Source organism: Lacihabitans sp. LS3-19 (assembly GCF_024343575.1).
In the GTDB taxonomy this organism is placed as follows: Bacteria; Bacteroidota; Bacteroidia; order Cytophagales; family Spirosomataceae; genus Leadbetterella.
This window is the reverse complement of record NZ_RJUA01000001.1, coordinates 142,733-160,374: the sequence shown is the minus strand read 5'-3', so window position 1 is coordinate 160,374 and position 17,642 is coordinate 142,733. Positions and strand designations below refer to the sequence as shown.

General features: G+C 37.0%; 18 protein-coding genes. 3 read left to right on the top strand and 15 right to left on the bottom strand.

Features of this window, described 5'->3' with window-relative positions; translation table 11 throughout:
* Position 1: 1 nt before the first annotated feature.
* Genes EGI22_RS00665 through EGI22_RS00655 form a run of 3 tightly spaced genes read right to left on the bottom strand, consistent with a single transcriptional unit; the run spans position 2 to position 1,745 of the window.
* Positions 2-361, bottom strand: coding sequence for a type II toxin-antitoxin system HigA family antitoxin (locus EGI22_RS00665; protein ID WP_255065662.1), 360 nt, complete (start codon positions 359-361; stop codon positions 2-4).
* A 31-nt stretch (positions 362-392) separates the two neighbouring features.
* Positions 393-1,187, bottom strand: a complete 795-nt coding sequence (locus EGI22_RS00660; protein ID WP_255065661.1) for a bacterial transcriptional activator domain-containing protein — start codon at positions 1,185-1,187, stop codon at positions 393-395.
* Positions 1,188-1,193: 6 nt separating this feature from the next.
* Entirely contained in the window at positions 1,194-1,745 is a 552-nt protein-coding gene (locus EGI22_RS00655; protein ID WP_255065660.1) for a hypothetical protein, read from the bottom strand.
* An 86-nt stretch (positions 1,746-1,831) separates the two neighbouring features.
* On the opposite strand from EGI22_RS00655, the gene EGI22_RS00650 reads away from it, so the two are divergent.
* A complete protein-coding gene (locus EGI22_RS00650) occupies positions 1,832-3,655 on the top strand; it encodes a wax ester/triacylglycerol synthase family O-acyltransferase (RefSeq protein ID WP_255065659.1) in 1,824 nt (607 codons plus the stop codon).
* 50 nt (positions 3,656-3,705) lie between these two features.
* Here EGI22_RS00650 and EGI22_RS00645 read toward each other — a convergent pair whose 3' ends face one another.
* The 3 genes from EGI22_RS00645 to EGI22_RS00635 all read right to left on the bottom strand — a co-directional run bounded on the left by EGI22_RS00645 (position 3,706) and on the right by EGI22_RS00635 (position 9,008).
* Entirely contained in the window at positions 3,706-4,434 is a 729-nt protein-coding gene (locus EGI22_RS00645; RefSeq protein WP_255065657.1) for a hypothetical protein, read from the bottom strand.
* A 273-nt stretch (positions 4,435-4,707) separates the two neighbouring features.
* Positions 4,708-5,709 carry an NAD(P)H-dependent glycerol-3-phosphate dehydrogenase gene (locus EGI22_RS00640; RefSeq protein WP_255065656.1) on the bottom strand — a complete coding sequence of 334 codons (1,002 nt, stop codon included), beginning with the start codon at positions 5,707-5,709 and terminating at the stop codon, positions 4,708-4,710.
* An 11-nt stretch (positions 5,710-5,720) separates the two neighbouring features.
* Positions 5,721-9,008 carry an HAD-IB family hydrolase gene (locus tag EGI22_RS00635; RefSeq protein ID WP_255065654.1) on the bottom strand — a complete coding sequence of 1,096 codons (3,288 nt, stop codon included), beginning with the start codon at positions 9,006-9,008 and terminating at the stop codon, positions 5,721-5,723.
* A gap of 214 nt (positions 9,009-9,222) precedes the next feature.
* On the opposite strand from EGI22_RS00635, the gene EGI22_RS00630 reads away from it, so the two are divergent.
* On the top strand, positions 9,223-9,990 hold the full coding sequence (locus EGI22_RS00630; RefSeq protein WP_255065653.1) for a triacylglycerol lipase: 768 nt from the start codon (positions 9,223-9,225) through the stop codon (positions 9,988-9,990).
* A 7-nt stretch (positions 9,991-9,997) separates the two neighbouring features.
* On the opposite strand, the gene EGI22_RS00625 is transcribed toward EGI22_RS00630, so the two are convergent.
* The 7 genes from EGI22_RS00625 to EGI22_RS00595 form a co-directional block, all read right to left on the bottom strand.
* Positions 9,998-10,864, bottom strand: coding sequence for a hypothetical protein (locus EGI22_RS00625; protein ID WP_255065651.1), 867 nt, complete (start codon positions 10,862-10,864; stop codon positions 9,998-10,000).
* Between the two features lie 482 nt (positions 10,865-11,346).
* On the bottom strand, positions 11,347-12,339 hold the full coding sequence (locus EGI22_RS00620) for an SDR family oxidoreductase (RefSeq protein ID WP_255065650.1): 993 nt from the start codon (positions 12,337-12,339) through the stop codon (positions 11,347-11,349).
* 56 nt (positions 12,340-12,395) lie between these two features.
* Positions 12,396-12,653, bottom strand: a complete 258-nt coding sequence (locus tag EGI22_RS00615) for a Txe/YoeB family addiction module toxin (RefSeq protein ID WP_255065648.1) — start codon at positions 12,651-12,653, stop codon at positions 12,396-12,398.
* A complete protein-coding gene (locus EGI22_RS00610; RefSeq protein ID WP_255065647.1) occupies positions 12,650-12,904 on the bottom strand; it encodes a type II toxin-antitoxin system Phd/YefM family antitoxin in 255 nt (84 codons plus the stop codon). The genes EGI22_RS00615 and EGI22_RS00610 overlap by 4 nt, the downstream gene beginning before the upstream one ends.
* A 170-nt stretch (positions 12,905-13,074) precedes the next feature.
* On the bottom strand, positions 13,075-13,740 hold the full coding sequence (locus EGI22_RS00605; protein ID WP_255065646.1) for a DUF1080 domain-containing protein: 666 nt from the start codon (positions 13,738-13,740) through the stop codon (positions 13,075-13,077).
* Between the two features lie 134 nt (positions 13,741-13,874).
* Positions 13,875-14,270 carry a hypothetical protein gene (locus EGI22_RS00600; protein ID WP_255065645.1) on the bottom strand — a complete coding sequence of 132 codons (396 nt, stop codon included), beginning with the start codon at positions 14,268-14,270 and terminating at the stop codon, positions 13,875-13,877.
* A 128-nt stretch (positions 14,271-14,398) separates the two neighbouring features.
* Positions 14,399-15,088: an energy transducer TonB gene (locus EGI22_RS00595; protein ID WP_255065644.1), complete on the bottom strand. Its 690-nt coding sequence runs from the start codon at positions 15,086-15,088 to the stop codon at positions 14,399-14,401.
* A gap of 170 nt (positions 15,089-15,258) precedes the next feature.
* Here EGI22_RS00595 and EGI22_RS00590 point away from each other — a divergent pair, with 170 nt between their 5' ends.
* Complete coding sequence (locus EGI22_RS00590) at positions 15,259-16,062, top strand: winged helix-turn-helix domain-containing protein (RefSeq protein ID WP_255065643.1); 804 nt, start codon at positions 15,259-15,261, stop codon at positions 16,060-16,062.
* 5 nt (positions 16,063-16,067) lie between these two features.
* On the opposite strand, the gene EGI22_RS00585 is transcribed toward EGI22_RS00590, so the two are convergent.
* Both EGI22_RS00585 and EGI22_RS00580 read right to left on the bottom strand, forming a co-directional pair.
* On the bottom strand, positions 16,068-16,901 hold the full coding sequence (locus EGI22_RS00585) for a hypothetical protein (protein ID WP_255065642.1): 834 nt from the start codon (positions 16,899-16,901) through the stop codon (positions 16,068-16,070).
* On the bottom strand, positions 16,898-17,572 hold the full coding sequence (locus tag EGI22_RS00580) for a DUF2306 domain-containing protein (protein ID WP_255065641.1): 675 nt from the start codon (positions 17,570-17,572) through the stop codon (positions 16,898-16,900). The genes EGI22_RS00585 and EGI22_RS00580 overlap by 4 nt, the downstream gene beginning before the upstream one ends.
* Between the last annotated feature and the right edge of the window lie 70 nt (positions 17,573-17,642).

Here is a 17,642-nt window from a genome sequence, read left to right as displayed (position 1 = left end):
TTTATACACTAAGAGAAATCAAATAATTTAATGGAATATTGAGGCCTAGGCTTAGTTTTTTAATCATTAATACTGTTAATTCCTGTTTCTTGTTAAGCACTTTTGACACTTTTGATTTATCTCCAATAAATGGTATTAAATCCTTTTGCTTTAGATTTTCTTGCTGCATTTTAAAGTGTAAATAGGCAATAGGATCACTAGCACTCATTGGAAAATGAATATCTTCGTAGGCCTCAATTAAGGTTATCAACATTTCTAATTCTTGTCCTTCTAAGCTCGCCTTGTCTGGCTTTTTTAACATTAATGACTGGACTTTTTCTAAGGCCATTTCATAATATTTATCGTTTTCAATGTTATCCATTATACTTTATGTTTTTAGCGTCTTTTTATCATCATTCCGCTTCCACTATTTTATAATACATTTTTTTTGTGTCGGGCAAAGGCTTTATGCCCAATTCTTCTTGCAAAACTTTCTCACATACTTGATATGTTTTTATGGCCATTGGCCTATTGCCTTTTATAAAATATGCTTCCATCTGTATGCGATAGGCTTCTTCCCAAGCCACGTCCAAAAGTAATGCTTGTTGGCATAATTGTATGCTTTCGTTTGGGTTTTCATTTATAATAAGCTCGGCTAGGGTATTGCATGTGCTCAAAAACAACAATTGAATACGCTCCCGCTCATCACTGGTCCAATCTTCATAAATCCTATCTGGCAAAAAAGAACCCTCATGCATAGCTAAACTCTCTCTAAAAGCTTTTTCTGCAAGGCTTGGGTTTTCATTCAAATTTTGATTTCCAAGGTTTACCAAAGCTTCAAAGGCTATTGCATCTACCCAAATATCCTCCAGATTTAACTGATAAGTATGCCCGACTCTTACCACATATTTTGTTTCAGAATGGCTTTTTCTGGAAGGTTCTAGAGCCTTGTTGATGCCATGAAGTGCCACCTTAAATCCTTGGTCGTCGAGGTCATCTTCCCAAAGTTTATCTACAATTTGATCTTTGTGCATAGCCCGGCGATTGCGAGCTAAAAATAAAAACTGAAACAACTGAATAGACTTGTCTCTGCCCCAGTCTTTGGAGCTGAGTTTTTGGCCGTCAACCCACACCTCAAACTTACCTAAAGTGTACACCTTTACGCGAGCAGTGGTTTTTTTTGCCAAAATATTGTCTATTTCACGCATCAGAGCCTATTTCTTTTTGGTAGGTTTATTCATAGCCTCCATTTGCATGTTCAGTTTTTCCACTTGGGTGCTCAATGCCGAAAGCGTATCTAAAATCTGCTTTATTTCTGATTTTGATGGACTCAATATATTTTCAATGTCCAGCTTCCCTCCTATTTTTTCTTCAATTTTATGGCTAATAGCATCTCCAAATTGATGAATCTGATCTTGGATTTGTTCTTGAATCTGATGGGCTTGTTTTTTAGGGTCTTTTATGGAATCTATTACCAATTTTGGCGTAGCCGTTGCAACCTTTTTCCAAAAATCAAAACTCTTTGTCAATATACCTTTCTGCTCTTCTTCGGGCTTATCTTCTATGGCTTTTTTAGTCAGGTCCGTAAGTTTGGAAGACACAAATTCTTCAACTCCTTCAAAGCTAGTCAGCCTAGATTCATCACCTGATTGAACATGCCTAATGTTGCCACGATATTGAATATGCGACTCTCCGTCTTCTCCTTTGTATATCTTTTGAGACAACCTCAGAACAAAAGAGGCCGTTTCTTCTTTTTTTTCCGCCATTTCTTTATATTTCGTAAATATTTGTACTATTTCAAAATTTTATATAAAAATAAGGATTAATAGGCTCACTTCAAAAACAAATAAAAATGCTGGAAAAATTAACCGAAAACTTGACAATTGATAACCTCAAAGCGGTGTCTGGTATGGATGCGGCTTTTCTTTATACAGAAACTCCAACCAGCCCCATGAACATCGGTTCAGTGGTAATCATAGAAGGTTCTATAGATTTTGAGACTTTCAAAAAAACAGTACATTCTCGTATTCATCAGTTCGAAAAATTAAGACAACGCTTAATATATGTTCCGCTTAGTATTGATTATCCATATTGGGTAGATGACCCCAACTTTGACATTGATTTACACATCAAACATATCGCCTTGCCTAAGCCTGGTGAGTGGAAAGATTTAAGAAAAACCGCTTCAGATATTTTTAGTGAGCCATTGGACCAAAACCGTCCGCTTTGGTCTATGACTTTTGTAGAAGGGCTTGAAAACATTCCGCAAGTGCCCAAAGGGTCGGTTGCTATTATCTCTAAAATTCACCACGTAGCAGTAGATGGTGTAGGAGGTGCAGGTTTGCTCAGTTTATTCTTAGATTTTACACCCGAAACCAAAGAAATTCCCGAACCAAAACCATTTAAACCTGCCAAAATACCTAACGAGGCTGCTTTGATATTAAACAGTACGCTTAGTTTTGCAAAAGATCCTTTGAAGTTTCCGAAATTGGTCTCAAATACTTTAAAAGCAACACTGAAAGCTGGATTTTTGACACGAATTCAAAAGACCGAATTACCAACTGTACCGTTTACAGCACCACATACGCCACTAAATGGAATCATTGCGGCAAGAAGAAAATGGAATTCGGCTATACTTTCTTTGGATAGAATTTTGGTTTTGAAAAACACAATGAATGCTACCGTAAATGACGTGCTTTTGGCAATTTGCTCTGGTGCATTAAGAAGATACCTAAAAGAAAAAAACAAATTGCCGGAGAAGTCACTGGTAGCTATGGTGCCTATTTCGACCCGAAACAAGGACAAAGAAGAGTTTGACAATCAGCTTTCGGCGATGTTGGTACAGATAGCCACACATATAGAAGACCCGATTGCTAGACTTGAAGCTATACAGGAAAACACCAACCGAGGCAAAACCTATCAGGGTGCCATGGGAGCCAAAACACTCGCCAATATGGCCGAAGCAATCCCTTTCGGAATAGCCAACCAAGCAGCTCGCTTGTATTCGAAATACAAGATTTCGGAAATGCACAAACCTGTATTTAATGTGGCTATTACCAATGTACCCGGGCCAAAAATTCCGCTTTATATCAATGGACATAAAATGATAACGGTGATGGGCTCCGCTCCTATTATTGATGGTATGGGGCTGATAATAACCATATTAAGTTATGACGGACACGTAACCATTAGTCCGTTTTCTGACGTTAACTCCATGCCTGATTTGGATAATTTTACGAAATATATCAGAGAATCTGCCAACGAACTGGAGGCCGCTGTTTTGAACTTAGAAAAGAAACAAAAAGCAAAAGCACCAAAGAAAGTTAGCAAACCAGCCTCAGACAAATTGTTTGCGGAATTGGGAACATTTCTAAAGAAAATTCCTGATAATGGAAAACCAAAAACTGGTTTGTTTCAGTTTAATGTAAAAAATGATGCTAACTCAAAATGGATTGTCGATATAAGCAAATACCCAGGAACTGTGAGTGCCGGAAAAGCTGAAAACCCCGATGCCACATTTTCAATAAATGAAGAATATCTTGTAAAAATAGCAACTGGAAAGCTTGACGTACAGACGGCTTTTATTCAAGGCCGCCTAAAAATAGATGGGGATTTTGACCAAGCCATGCGTTTGGCTAAAATTTTAGGAAAGATGCTGGATGCTAAAAAGGGATAAAAAAACCTCCCACATAGCAGGAGGCATTTCATCTATTCAACCCTAACCTATTAATTCTTTAATAATTTTTTGAAACGATTGGTCGTTTTGCCGAATTGTGTTTTTACAGCTTCTAAAGTCGAGAATACTAATTCTTGCTGACTTTCAGCTAGTTTCAAACCACTTTTGATGGCTTTTTCAGAAACTTTCTGCCATTTCATTCCGTTTTCTTCAAGGCTTTCTATCAACTCCGACGTAGTGCTCAATGCATTGGCATTTACATTTACAACTGCTTTTTTAATAGCCGTAATTCTATCATTAATTTTCAAATTCTCCACAACTTCATTTGCCAATTTGGTCGTGTTTTTCTTCAATTCTTTCGCGTTTTCCATAACTTTGTCTTCTACATTTTTTGCAGTTGATTTTACTTTTTCTAAACCTGTATTGAAATCCGCCTCTACTTTTTTAGATAACTCTTTAGCACTTTTAGAAGCTACTTCCACTACGTCTTCGGTCATATCTTTTACTTCTTCAAATATATCAGTTGCCGTATCTTTTACTTGCGTATTAATCACTTTTACCGATGCTTTTATTTTGTCTACTCCTTCTGTAAACTCCACCTTGTCAGATACTTGATCAACCGCTTTTTTTACCAAGCCATTGATTTCTTTTGAGCTCTCTTTGATTTCGCCAACTATTGCGTTAGCTGAACTTTTCAATTGGTTTCCAGTAGTTTTAACTGTTGCTACTTTTGTAGTTTTAGTAGCTGCTTTTTTTGCTGATGTTGTTGCCTTTTCCATGATAATATGTTTTAAAGATTTGTCTTCGTTTTTTAATTATGCCACAAATCTAAAATATGGAAGTTACAGAAAAGTTACAAAAGTAGAGCGATTTTGCAAATCACTTATTATTAACAAAATAAATGAATTTTAAGAAATATAAAATTACTGTCGCTTTTGCAAAAAGGAGTTCTAATACCTAAATTTTCCAGCGATTTGAAAAATCGCTTTACAATAATTGGAGTGTTGAAACAATCATAGCTCTATTGTGCAATTTGAAAAATTGCACCACCGTTATCCTGGCTCAGCCTCTGAGCCTGATCTTGTTTTCAGTAAACCTTTAAATGCGTCTATTGCAGAAGTTTGATTATTTACTACTTTATATACTTCGGCAGCTATGGGCATTTCTATGCCTAAGTCTTGAGCCAACTCAAAAACCACCGAACTCGTTTTTACACCTTCTGCCACCATAGACATTTCGCTAATGATGTCTTTGATGTTTCTACCCATGCCCAACTGTACACCCACATATCTGTTTCTACTTAAAGGACTTGTGCAGGTAGCTATCAAGTCCCCCATACCCGCTAAGCCAGCGAAAGTCATAGGTTGGCCGCCCATTGCTACGCCCAAACGCGTCAATTCTGCCAGCCCTCGCGTTATTACAGCAGATCGAGTATTGTCTCCTGCTCCCATGCCGTCGCCCATACCTACAGCTATGGCTATCACGTTTTTAAGTGCCCCTGCTAGTTCACAGCCAATCACGTCGTCGTTGGTATATATTCTAAAAAGTCCTGTTCTAAAAACCTTTTGCAAAGCATGAGCTATACTGGCATCTACCATAGCCAATACTGCAGCGGCGGCCTGCCCTTGCATAATCTCTTTGGCAAGATTGGGACCTGTTAATACGCCAACGGGGTGACCGGGCATGGTCTCTTCTATTATCTGTGTCAGCCGCATTTTGGTACCTTGCTCAAGGCCTTTAGAAAGACTAATAATAGGAATCCAAGGCCTAATATACGGTTTGGCTTCTTCTAAAACATTCCTGCTGCATTGGGTTGGTACGCCCATTATCACCACATCGGCATCCTTTAGTGTTTCTTTTAATGAATCACTCGCTTTTAGAGCTTCGTTGAGTTTTATCCCCGCCAAATATTTTTCGTTTCGGTGATTTTTATTGATGTCTTCAACAGTATGTGAATCTCTTGCCCAAATCGTTGTTGGGCAGTTTCTAGAGACCAACGAAGCCACCGTTGTGCCCCATGAACCGCCTCCTATCAAGCCTACTTTTAAACTCATATTTTTACAATTTATACGCTCTCTTGTTGATGTAATTCATTCAAAAACTTTTCTCTAACCTCCGCAATTTTTTTGTCAAGATTGGTTTTGGACCAATCATGCGTATGAATTGGCGAAAGTACCACTACCTCTACTAAAGTAGGATTAAACACGTTTTTGCCACGTGGCATAGCATCATGGGCATTTTTTAAAATTATTGGAACAACAGGCACTCCCGCTTCCATGGCCATGTGGAAAGCTCCCTTTTTAAATTTACCTAAAGTATAGTCATAGCTTCTTGTACCTTCTGGAAAGATTACCACAGAAGTGCCACTTTTCAAACTCTCCACTGCTGGCTTAAGGGCTTCTATCGACTTTTCTTTATCTGTTCTGTCTAGAAAAATAGTTCCTGCTGCTTTCAACATTTGACCTATTATCGGCATACTTTCCAGTTCTTTCTTAGCCACTCCCCTAGCCCCTTTTCTAATCAATTTAAGAGCTATTAAAAAATCTGCATTGCTTTGATGATTAAAAATAAATACCGCTGGACGGTGCGACCAGAGGTGTTCTTCGCCTTTTATTGCCAATTTAATCCCTGCCACGGTTGTTCCAAAATCTCCCAGAGAAGACATCATTGACTCAACACCTTCGTCCCACGACATTTTTGTGATACCATTGGCTAGGCCTTTCATTATAGCTGGAACAAATATTCCACTTGCCAATCCCGTTCTGACTACGTTGCTAATTTTTGAAGTATTGTCGTCCGAAAACCTTAAAACTGGCCAATCGTTTTGAAAAGCCAAAACAGAAAGTTTACTGTCAGGGTTTATCGGGCGTGGTTTTCCTACTATTTCCATTAGTGGAAGGTCCTCTGCACTATCTGTATAAAAATAACTTTTACCCAAATCCAGCTTATGGCTTTCCGCTAAGTCTCTTCCAGCTATTGCTTTTCCTTCTCCCCAACATGCGGGTTCTATTATTTTACCCGTAAAAACTCCTTTTTCCACTTCCATACGGGTGCATTTCACGATATCAACACTTAAATCTCTGGCTACAGGCTCGACTTGATATGGCGTGGCGGCAGAAACTATGGCCACTGTATGACCCATAGAAATATGTGCAGATACCAAAGCTCGAGACTCTGGATAAATTGCCTCCGCTAGTTTTTTTTGATAAACCTCCTCTCCTAAATCTATAAAAACCTGCTCATGTACGCCCTCCACTCCTTTGGCACTAAGTCCGGCCAAACTAGCAAAATTACCGTTGCCCGTAGCATAGGACAGCACTCCCGTGAATTGATTTAGAATTTCTTTTGAAGAAAACTTGCCGCTTTTTAGGCGTGATTGCACAAAGTTTTTTGCAGAAAATCCTTTGATAAGCGTTCGATCTAAATCAAAAAAAGCAGCTATATGGGGCCCTTTTTCACCTTCCAATATTTCTCTGGTGATATTATCAGTTTTAGAACCAGGCACTATTTCTCTCTCAAGTGGTACGTCCTCCATTTTGGGGTTACCGTGCATATCGAGTGTGAAGTTTTGAAGTTGGTTTACCCTCTGAGCCAAATCTTCAAGGTCGGTGTAATATTTAAAAATCTCGTCTTTTCTAGGCTCTGCAGCAGATGGAATCAGTTTTAAATTGTTTGCCAAGCGAATTCCATTTAACAAAAAAGGTTTGGAAACGGCCTCCACTCTTTTTATTTGACCCAACCAATGCATCTCTTCTCCTAAAAAAAGACAGTATTCAATAAATTTCTTCTCTTCAAATGGCACAGCAATATCCCAGTTTTGCAAACCATGAATCACCACTTTGTAGGCTTCTATGTAGTTATTAAGAATTACAGGAGCCACCAACATGCGTCTTTCTTTTAAGAATTTTAGAATATCGGTCTTCTTTTCAAAAAACACCTCTTCCCAGTTTGGATCCAAAAACTCAAGCTCAGATTCTATTTCGGCTACAAAAGTTTCTTTTTCAGAATAAAAAAACTCAAACTTAAAAAAACTTCTGAGAAACATTATTTCTGTCCAAAACTGAAACATTCGGTCTTTTACGCCTATTTCTGCCACTTTTAGCAAAGCCAACTCTATAAAGGCACGATGATAAAAATGATGCACCGACATGTTGGCATAATAGGTAGCGGGTAAATATTTCTCCCTGTTTACGGTGTATTTGGCATGTAAACTTTCGCCTTGTTGAAACAAAACCCCAGACTGCGTCAGAAGATTTAGGGCAACCTGTACACTTTCGCCGATTGGTCTGCCCCTATCTACTAGTGCGTCGTCTTTGTGCCGCTCAATCAACTGCATTAGACTGGCTACATGGCTTTCTACGCCTCTTTTGCTCAATGCAAACTTGCTCAAAACCGAAAGACAAACCAATGAAACTGTGGTAATTGGAGTTATGTCATTTATTTTATGTACCAAATCAAAGGCCAAGCTGGAGATATTCTTATCGTCAAGATTAACCTCTGAATCATCTTTTGTGGCTTCTTCTGGCAATTCAAACTTTTGGCCTTCCTCCATATCTACAGAATCGCCGATTCTTAATGAAATCTTCCCCATGTGGGTTTTTCCCATGGAGTTCCAATAGTTAAACAGCCATTTGATATTCTCAGGATTTTTGGTTTTGCCCCTACCCTCTTCGGTCATTTCAACTACGTCAGGAATGAGGTCAAAAACGATGGAAACTGGCACAAACTTCACCTTCTGGTGTGCGTCATGGTTAGCTTCCATTATATACTTCAATATGCCCATTTGCGGCCAAACCAGTTTACCTGTGCGTGAGCGAGTGCCTTCTATAGCCCACATAAAATTGGACTGTTTATTGAGTAAATAGGTGATATAGTGCCTGAGTGTAGCTTTATAAATTGGATTATCTTTAAATGATCTTCTTATAAAAACTAAGCCATTTTTACGAGCAACTTTACCAAACAGGAAGAAATCGAGGTTTTTGCCAGCGAACAAAAAGGGCAAAGGCAAACCGTGGCGGGCTAAAACCAAAGAAAGCACCAAAAGATCGATGTAAGACTTGTGCGTAAGTACAAAAGCCACGGGATTGCTCCGCATCAGTTTTGCCAAAGCCTTTAATTCGTCAGGGTTTGTGTCTATGGTTTTATCATATCCTTTAGAAAGCATATATTGAAACAACTCCACAAAACCGATATTGGTTGTGGGGTCATGTTCGGTAAATAGTTCTTGAAGATACGTTTCTGCCTCAATATTAGCTTGCACTTGGCTTAATCCTTTCTGAACTGAAATTCTCGCTAATTTTTTTTGAAAACCGTTTTCGCTTAAAACCTTTTGTATCTCGGCTTTTTTATCCATAATTCACAAGCTTTTGAAAGGTATATTTCTTAATTGTTGATGACTCAATATTACTTTATAAAGATGCAAAACTTTGATGACAAAAGACAAAAAATTTTAACATTTTGCTATTTTTTTGCATTATTTTAACAACATTTGTTTTGAAAACAAAATAATGGCTCGTAATTAGCAGTTAGATTATTGCTGAAAACATACTATTTCGGCCATTCAACCTATGGATCATATTATTAGACGTCCTTCAATGTTGCTTTTATTAAGCGAACCCAGCAGAGCTCTTTTAGAGTGGGGTCTTAATATTCCTTTTGGCGGTTTTAAGAAAAAAGAAAAAACTGGAGATGGACATCCTGTGCTTGTTATGCCTGGTTTTATGAGTTCTGCTCGATCTACAAGTTTTCTTAGAAAATACATAGCCGGCTTGGGTTATGATGTGTACGATTGGGGATTAGGAAGAAATGTTGGCAAGATTGAGTTTTTAGAATTGCTGATAGAGAAAATAGACGAAATTTATACTACCACTGGCGAACAAGTAAGTCTTGTGGGCTGGAGCTTAGGAGGCGTCTTTGCGAGACAAGTTGCCAAAGAAAGACCAGAGCAAATCAGACAGGTGATTACGCTCGGTTCGCCATTTTCTGGTCTTACAGAACCTAACAATGCTGCTTGGTTGTATTCTTTGATAACAGGAGGCAAAAAAGTAAAAAATGTAAATCAAACCTTTCTTGAGGACCTACCTTTACCAGCTCCCGTGCCTACTACAGCCATATATTCCAAAGAAGACGGCGTGGTGCCTTGGAAAATGTGTCTGGAAAAAAACGAAGACGAAATACACCAAAACATACAAGTTCGCGGCAGCCATATAGGCTTGGGCCTAAACCCTTCGGTACTCTCCATCATAGAGAATCGCCTAAAACAATCTACTGAAAACTGGACTAAGTTTAAGAAGCGAGGACTACTGAATAAATATGTGTTTTTTCCTAATCATTGATAACGATTTATGCCGAAATCCAACTTTTTATTTTCTCATAAACTTCCATTCTGGTATTAAGTTCAAAATGAAAAGTTTTAGCAAACTCAAAATGGTTTTCTGCTGGAAAATTGAACCCTTTATCACTTTTTGATCTGCCTAAAGCACTTTTTTTATTAACTAAAATATCCCCAAAGAGATAACTTACCCAGTGTTTTTCTTCAGTAGTTAGTCTTGCGGAAATCACATAATAATTTACTCCTACAAGTTTTGAAACCGGCATTTTGTTGTTTTTCAGTAATTTATCAGGATCTACGTTATTCCAATCGTCTTCGGTAAGATACCCAAATCGAAGATCTTTTATACCAGAACTTCTGAGATTAATTACCTTTCCGACCATTCTAGTGTGCCAATTGGGTACTTTTTCTAAAATATTAGTCGTGAGGTTCGCAAATTTTTCAAGAAAAGAACCGAAATGCGGAGTGGCTAAAAGAAATATGTTTTTTACTTTTTTGGCCCAAACCATCTGCTCCAACTGTGCATAATAACAAGCACTGTGGGTTATTAAACCACCCATACTGTGTGCAATAATTGAAATTTCCTCAATTTCAATTGGGTAATTATCTACTAATTCTTGGATTTTTTTTGAAAACGCTTTTCCGTTATCAGAAATATGCAAACCGGAGTTGTATCTTAAATTAAACGGAGAGTAATCTAACTCATTTTGCAAAAGTGTTCCATAGTCACTTTGGTCTGGAAATGACCAAATGGTTTCGTTATTTGTTAGCCCATGAACTAAAATACAAATTTTTGATGTAGCTCCTTTTTCATTAAAATTCTTCCCAAAACCAGCCTTGTTCAATTCAACTTTATGGTTTTTTTTATAAAAATCCATAGTAATTGCAATGGCAGTATTTTGAAGTCTATCTCCAATTACACCATTTATTACACTTACTCCTTGGTTAGCAATGTTTTTTGCTTTTTGTATAAACTTTGCGATTATCTTTCTTTATTATTTTATTTTAGAAGCCTATCATAAACACCGAATTTGGGTGATCAGACCGATAGGTCAAACCTTGAAAGGCAATTAGTTTTAAAACTTACCAAATTCATTTTAACTATACGAAATTAATAAAATAGTAATAAAGTATTTAGACTAAAGTCAAAAAAGAAGTCGCTTTCCTTTATCCTCAGACTGAAGCCTGTGGTAATAAAAATCAGATTATGGAAAAATCACAACGAGAACCAATTCCTACCAGCTTTAGCTGGCGTAATAAAAATGAATCATCGTATTGGCTTTAGCCAAACTTTAAATTGGTAAAACTTACACTTTTTCTTTAAAGATAATTTATCCCTGGGGACTCATTTCCAGAGTCCTCACCCCCACTTCTTCACCAAGCCATCCAAAAGCTTATTCGTAACAGGATTGATAATCATCCTTTTAGGGTCCGCTTCAAACCAAGCGATGGTTTCTTTAATTCCTTCTGCATAGGGAATGGTTGCCACGTAATCTGGTACTAAGCGTTTGATTTTTGTATTATCGAATATGGCACAGTGCGATTTATCGCCCCAAAGGCCACCTTCTTCTGACTCAAAACCGTTTTCGTCGGCGTATTCTATGATTTTTTTAGATGGCACATGTACTATATCCGCTTTTGCTCCAGCAGCCTCTGCTAACTGGATATATATTTGGTTCCAAGTCAAAACTTCATCTGACGTAATGTGATAAGCTTCGCCAATTGAGGCTAGTCTGCCCATCATACCCAAAAAAGCCTTTGCAAAGTCGCGAGCATGAGTAACCGTCCAAAGCGAGGTGCCGTCGCCTTGAACAACCACTGGTTGTCCTTTACGCATACGATCCACGGCATTGAATTCTGTCCAACCACCCAATGAAAGCGGAAAAACCGAATAGTAAGTATGCGATGGTCGAATGATAGTCATCGGGAAGTTTTGCTCTCTGAATGCTTTTACTAGCAAATCCTCACAAGCAATTTTGTCTCTTGAATATTGCCAATGCGGGTTTTTGAGCGGCGTAGATTCTGTGATGATATAATTGGTTGGCGGCTTTTCATAGCACGATGCCGAACTTATGAAAACATATTGCCTAGTTTTGTTTTTGAAAAGATTGATGTCTCTTTGCACTTGCTCTGATGTATATGCAATCCAGTTTACAACCACATCCCATTCGTGAGACTTTAATACTTTTTCAGTTTCGGAAATATTTTCAATATCAGCAACAAGGTTTTTTACGCCTAATATTGGCTCTCTATTTCCACGATTCAGGTGATAAAGGTCTATTCCACGAGCCACGGCCATTTCGCTAACTGGCGTACTTATATTTCCTGTGCCGCCTATAAATAATACTTTCATTTTTTTCTGGGGGGTGAATATTAATTCATAAATGGAAAATAAACTTAAATTAGATATTAATCATAATGAAACCTACATTTGGCAATCAAGATTTCGCCTTCTCGATACTGATAAATTAGTCGATGTTCGGAATCAATTCTACGAGACCAAAACCCCTTAAATTCATATTTTAGTGGTTCTGGCTTTCCAATACCTGAAAACGGTGTCCTAGATATATCTTTTAGTAATTCGTTAATTCGGGATAACATTTTTTTATCTGTTTTTTGCCAAAAAAGATAATCTTCCCAAGATTCATCTACAAAAATATATTTCATTCTTCTATCAATTCACGACTAACTCCATTTCCTTCTTTAAGCTTATCAATAGCGGAAATTAGACGTTCTTTATTTGACCTTGAAGACATTTCATGATTTGTAGCACACAAGGAATTATATTCATCTATAGACATAACTACCACACCTGTGTCTTTTCCACGGTTTATAACAAGAGTTTCAAAGTTATCGGTTACTTTGTCGAGATATGTTTTTATATCTTTTCTAAAATCTGAAATACTGGTAGTTAACATATTTTGTACGTAATTATGTACAAATTTATTAAAATTTTCTAAGAAAATACAGAAGCTTGTTAAAATTTTGAATGCCGACAGAATTAACCAAAACTGAGAAATCTTGAGTCAACACTTTTTTTGCCATAATGTTCGGATCCTAATTGGCCAAAAAAACAAGATTCAAAACCTCACAATTTCATCAACTCCACCTTTCTAAATTCCACCTCCGAGCCTTCGGCTTGTAGTGCTATTTGGCCTTTACTTGCTGTGGCTATGCCCTCGTTTACTAAAACGCCATTTTCCCAAACTGTGATTTTTTTGCCTTCGCATCTGACTTTCATGGTATTCCATTCACCTAATGGCTTTTCAGAATCATCGGTAAGGTTTTTTACTCGGCGTTCTTTACCTTCGGTTACGCCCCAATCTTCTTTTTTGCCACGACGGACTTCCATGTCGGGCGTAACTACGTCTTCGCCTATGCACCAAAAATCGCCTGCGTTGTCGTGCATAAGTTGACATTCTATAGATTTCGGGAACATTTTATAAAGTATCCTTGGCGTAGAAGCGTGTACCAAAACTCCGCAATTGCCCGGTTTGCCTGCAAAACGATATTCAACCGTGAGTTCGTAATTTTCATATACTTTGTCGGTGATGATATGTCCCTGTGGGTCCGCCAGACTCACCATCATACCATCTCTGATGATAAAAGGGTTTTTGCCATTAGGGTCATTATCCAAAGCTGGTACATCAATATGCCAACCTGTGTGGTCTTTGCCATTGAAGAGGCTGATGGGTTTTTGGGCAAAAGTGTTGGAAAGCAATAGCGAAAATAATAATGTTACGTATTTCTTCATTTTCATTAATCGTTGAATCCTATTGAAATTTATAGAAAATATTCCCAATTTAAAGAATTAAACGACATGATATATTTTTACTCGAAATTCATTACAAAACAAATTCAAAGCAAAAAAAAAGAATACCTTAAACTTCAATAAACTAAAAGTTCATTGTGTGGAAGCGAATATTCATCATCAGTAGTCATGATGATTACCGAATCGCCTCTTTTGCATTTCGCCAATACTTTTTCTGCTTCAATTTTTTTGAAAATTTTAGGCGAAAACATCGTAATTGTACCTGTTTCAGCATCTTTTATGGCAATACCAAAGGCAAATTTGCTTGTAATTTCTGCTTTTTCTCCAAGGCTTACCGTTCCTGCCGAAATCCAGCCTTTTGTGTCTTTGGCTATTTTGCATTTAGCATTTTTAGAATATTCCTCCACTATCATTTTGTCCTCAAGAAATACCGCTGAACAGTTAGAAAAATGATCTTGAGCAAATACTAATTTTCCCGCTAGAATAAACAATACCAATATTACATTTTTCATAATTTTAATTACGTTCCGCCGCCGCGTTTAATTTTGGACAAAACTAAATTTGGTAATACTAAGCATTGTAAAAAAGGTGTAAAACAATGTAAAGAATCTGTAAAAATCAGTTGTATATAAAGGAAATCCTAACACCCACCGATACCCATACTAAATTCAAATTTCTGATTTACTTTTTCACCATTGATGCTTTGAGCTGGGCTCCATTCTGGCATATTATTGAATATTTCAAGAAGAAAATTATCTAAATCAGTATCCCCAGACGATGCAGAAATCTCAACATCTATCACCTTCCCTGTAGTATCAACCACAAATTCCACTTTCCCTTTTTGAAATTCCACCGGCGTGTTTTCCACTACTCTCTGTACTATATTTTCCTTAAGATATTGTTTTAGCATTTCATATCCTCCTTTAAATACGGCTTGTTTATCAGGCACTACGGTCATTTTAACCAACATATTCATGTTCATTTTTTGCTCCGTCACCGAATTCTCGGTTTTGTACCAAACATTCACCTCCACTTCGGAATCTAATTTAGCTGTACTTAAAATCCTTTTTTGGTCAAGGTTTAATTGCTCGTTTTGTCCCACAGCCTTTAATGAATTCACCTTGTCAGATGCCAAAATTTCCACCGAAATAAAGTCTTTGACCCAATTCGCAGGATAACCTTCTATCAAATCCGCCAACGAGTTTGAATGTTCCATTACGTCCTTTGTAATAGTTCTCCCGTTCTTGCTTCTCACTTCGTATGCTAAGTCTTGGGCTAAAACAGCATTGGAAAATGCTGAAAAAACAATAATCAAAATAAACTGTTTCATTGAGTTTTATATAAGATTTTGATTTTGAAGAATTTCTTATCTTCAAAAAATAATTGATAAATAAAATTAGTTTAAAACATATAGATTGTGCCATGGCAAATGTAAAATAGTGTAAATTATATGTAAAGACTCACGAATATGATAGTTTTTGGAATAAATTGCAGGCGAATATGAAATCAAAAGCTCTTTTTCTTTTAATCATTTTGGGGTTTTTTCTTGCTTGCACAAAGAAAAATGAAAGCCAAATTTTCCGAAATATTGGCCATACCCTCTTACTACAATCTGGTGATTCTACATCAAGAGTATTGCCTATAAAATCACTCGGTGAAAACACCTACATGATTGAGTTTGAAAGTGATTTTCAACTTAATCCTGACACATTGATTAATATCGTTCAAAGTCATTTGGCATATCATTCTGCCAAAAACGAATATCGAGTGAACGTTTACAGCTGTCAAGAAAAAGCCATAGTATATGGCTACGAAGTCACAAAAAGCAATGATTTCAGTATTCCTTGCCTAGGAAGGGTTTATCCAAAAGCGTGTTATAAAATAGAAATTCAATTATTAGAAACGGCAATGCCTAAGAATATTGCAATTGGCATTTCGACCTTCGGATTATTATTAATTGGATTTTTTCTTTACAGAAAAAAAACCACCAAACCAGATGAAAACCAAGATTATACAACAATTGGGGCCTTTAAGTTTTATCCTAAAAGCAAATTTTTAATCTTTGAAAAAGAGCAAATCATATTATCCGAAAAAGAAACTAAACTGCTCCTACTTTTCTCCGAAAAACCAAACGAAATAATAGACAGAGACGCATTACTTAAGGAAGTTTGGGAAAACGAAGGCGTGTTTGTAATCAGTCGAAACCTAGACGTACTGGTGTCAAAACTACGCAAAAAACTCCAAAACGACCCGAACATCAAAATCAACAATAGCCATGGAAAAGGATATGGATTGGAGATGTAATATTGTTACATTTTAGTTTTCGAATCCACCCACCATTCGTCTTGCTCCCAATAATTGTCCCAACCGAGCGGCACATATTTTTCATTGATTTGGATGTCCCTTTCTCCATAACTGAAATCTGCAAGAATATCATTGGCAAACATGAAGATATCTTTTCCAAAAATATACGGTTTAACAGTCGGTTTTCCATATTGTTGCCAGGTACCCGCAGAAACATACCCGCCTCCTTTGGACCCAAAAGATGGTGAAAAATGCCACAAAAATCTATCTCCAGAAGCCATATAGGCCATTTCCATTCTAAAGTCGCCTGTAAAAACCCCTGCGAAATTTAGTTTTTTGTCTTCCTCAAACTGAAGTTTTCCTACTAAACTATACGAGCCTTTCAGCGAGTCATTTTCATAATTAAATTCATCAATATTAACCTTTGGATCAGTAAATTTCATGGCTTTTTCTAAAACTATGGAACCCTTAAATGGTGCGACGTTGGCTTTAAACTTCGTTTTACCTTCTATATGATACACTAAAGGATTCAGGCTGTCTTTCCAAACTTTTGAAAAATAAAACTGAATGCGGTAATGATCTTCTCCAAAAAAACCGTCTACCCGATTGTCAAAAGCACCTAGGGAGTCATAATTATAAAATATTTTAGATAAATCTGCGGTATCAAGTAATTTGTGAATATCAATATTGGTCATTTTCACAATGCTGTCATTGGAGCCTGTACTAAGTGAGTCCACGGCTTCTTTGTGAGTTTGAAGTACCATTTTCTTTTTGTCAGCACAAGACATTTGAGTTAGTAAAACTGCGATAACCGCAATCAACAATAATTTAGTTTTCATTTAGGTTTTATTATTTTAAGGTAAAATTTTTCAATATTTGATGATAGCATTATTTCTGCTAATAAAAGGTTTCCAACCCAACTTAGCCAAACCACTGTCAGGTATGTTTCTATGGGTTTTGTTCCTAAAAATTGATACATGACATAGCTTTCTGTTCTAAGACTAAACGCTGCATAAGTAACTGCTAAACTTCTCACCATATACCTAAGATGTTGTGTAATATTTCCTTCTTGGATATATTTAAAAGCCTTAAAAGTAGTAAACCACCAAACCAAACACTGCAAAGCAAAACCCACCTTAGCAGAAAGACCACCATTGGCAAATCGTGCCAAAATAAGTCCTGATGGGGCAGCCAAAAATAGGATTCCGAAAACGTAAACTTTACCTAACATTCGATGCCAGTTGGCATATTTTACAATGAATTCTGGCAAAAACTGTGGAGTCCCGACCAACCAAACTAACAGAGCCGAACTTATATGCACATAGAAACCAATCCTAAAAATCGCTTGAGAAGTAACCTCAAATGTTTTAGTGCCAAGGAAGCCTTTCCGAGGAGAAAAATCAAAATATGGAAGTGTATTTTCGGTCATTACGACAGCGAATACCAAGCCAGTAAAAATGAGCAACAACAAAGGAAGGCTATAATATTTACGCAATGATTCGATTCTCAATTAGGTTTCACATTGTAAAGCTATTATTCTATTTTGATACTTTTAGATTTTTGAAAAAATAAAATTTAAA

Coding starts and splice junctions, on each gene's coding strand:
- EGI22_RS00665 (WP_255065662.1), bottom strand. CDS start 361: ATGGATAACATTGAAAACGATAAATATTATGAAATGGCCTTAGAAAAA.
- EGI22_RS00660 (WP_255065661.1), bottom strand. CDS start 1,187: ATGCGTGAAATAGACAATATTTTGGCAAAAAAAACCACTGCTCGCGTA.
- EGI22_RS00655 (WP_255065660.1), bottom strand. CDS start 1,745: ATGGCGGAAAAAAAAGAAGAAACGGCCTCTTTTGTTCTGAGGTTGTCT.
- EGI22_RS00650 (WP_255065659.1), top strand. CDS start 1,832: ATGCTGGAAAAATTAACCGAAAACTTGACAATTGATAACCTCAAAGCG.
- EGI22_RS00645 (WP_255065657.1), bottom strand. CDS start 4,434: ATGGAAAAGGCAACAACATCAGCAAAAAAAGCAGCTACTAAAACTACA.
- EGI22_RS00640 (WP_255065656.1), bottom strand. CDS start 5,709: ATGAGTTTAAAAGTAGGCTTGATAGGAGGCGGTTCATGGGGCACAACG.
- EGI22_RS00635 (WP_255065654.1), bottom strand. CDS start 9,008: ATGGATAAAAAAGCCGAGATACAAAAGGTTTTAAGCGAAAACGGTTTT.
- EGI22_RS00630 (WP_255065653.1), top strand. CDS start 9,223: ATGGATCATATTATTAGACGTCCTTCAATGTTGCTTTTATTAAGCGAA.
- EGI22_RS00625 (WP_255065651.1), bottom strand. CDS start 10,864: ATGGATTTTTATAAAAAAAACCATAAAGTTGAATTGAACAAGGCTGGT.
- EGI22_RS00620 (WP_255065650.1), bottom strand. CDS start 12,339: ATGAAAGTATTATTTATAGGCGGCACAGGAAATATAAGTACGCCAGTT.
- EGI22_RS00615 (WP_255065648.1), bottom strand. CDS start 12,653: ATGAAATATATTTTTGTAGATGAATCTTGGGAAGATTATCTTTTTTGG.
- EGI22_RS00610 (WP_255065647.1), bottom strand. CDS start 12,904: ATGTTAACTACCAGTATTTCAGATTTTAGAAAAGATATAAAAACATAT.
- EGI22_RS00605 (WP_255065646.1), bottom strand. CDS start 13,740: ATGAAGAAATACGTAACATTATTATTTTCGCTATTGCTTTCCAACACT.
- EGI22_RS00600 (WP_255065645.1), bottom strand. CDS start 14,270: ATGAAAAATGTAATATTGGTATTGTTTATTCTAGCGGGAAAATTAGTA.
- EGI22_RS00595 (WP_255065644.1), bottom strand. CDS start 15,088: ATGAAACAGTTTATTTTGATTATTGTTTTTTCAGCATTTTCCAATGCT.
- EGI22_RS00590 (WP_255065643.1), top strand. CDS start 15,259: ATGAAATCAAAAGCTCTTTTTCTTTTAATCATTTTGGGGTTTTTTCTT.
- EGI22_RS00585 (WP_255065642.1), bottom strand. CDS start 16,901: ATGAAAACTAAATTATTGTTGATTGCGGTTATCGCAGTTTTACTAACT.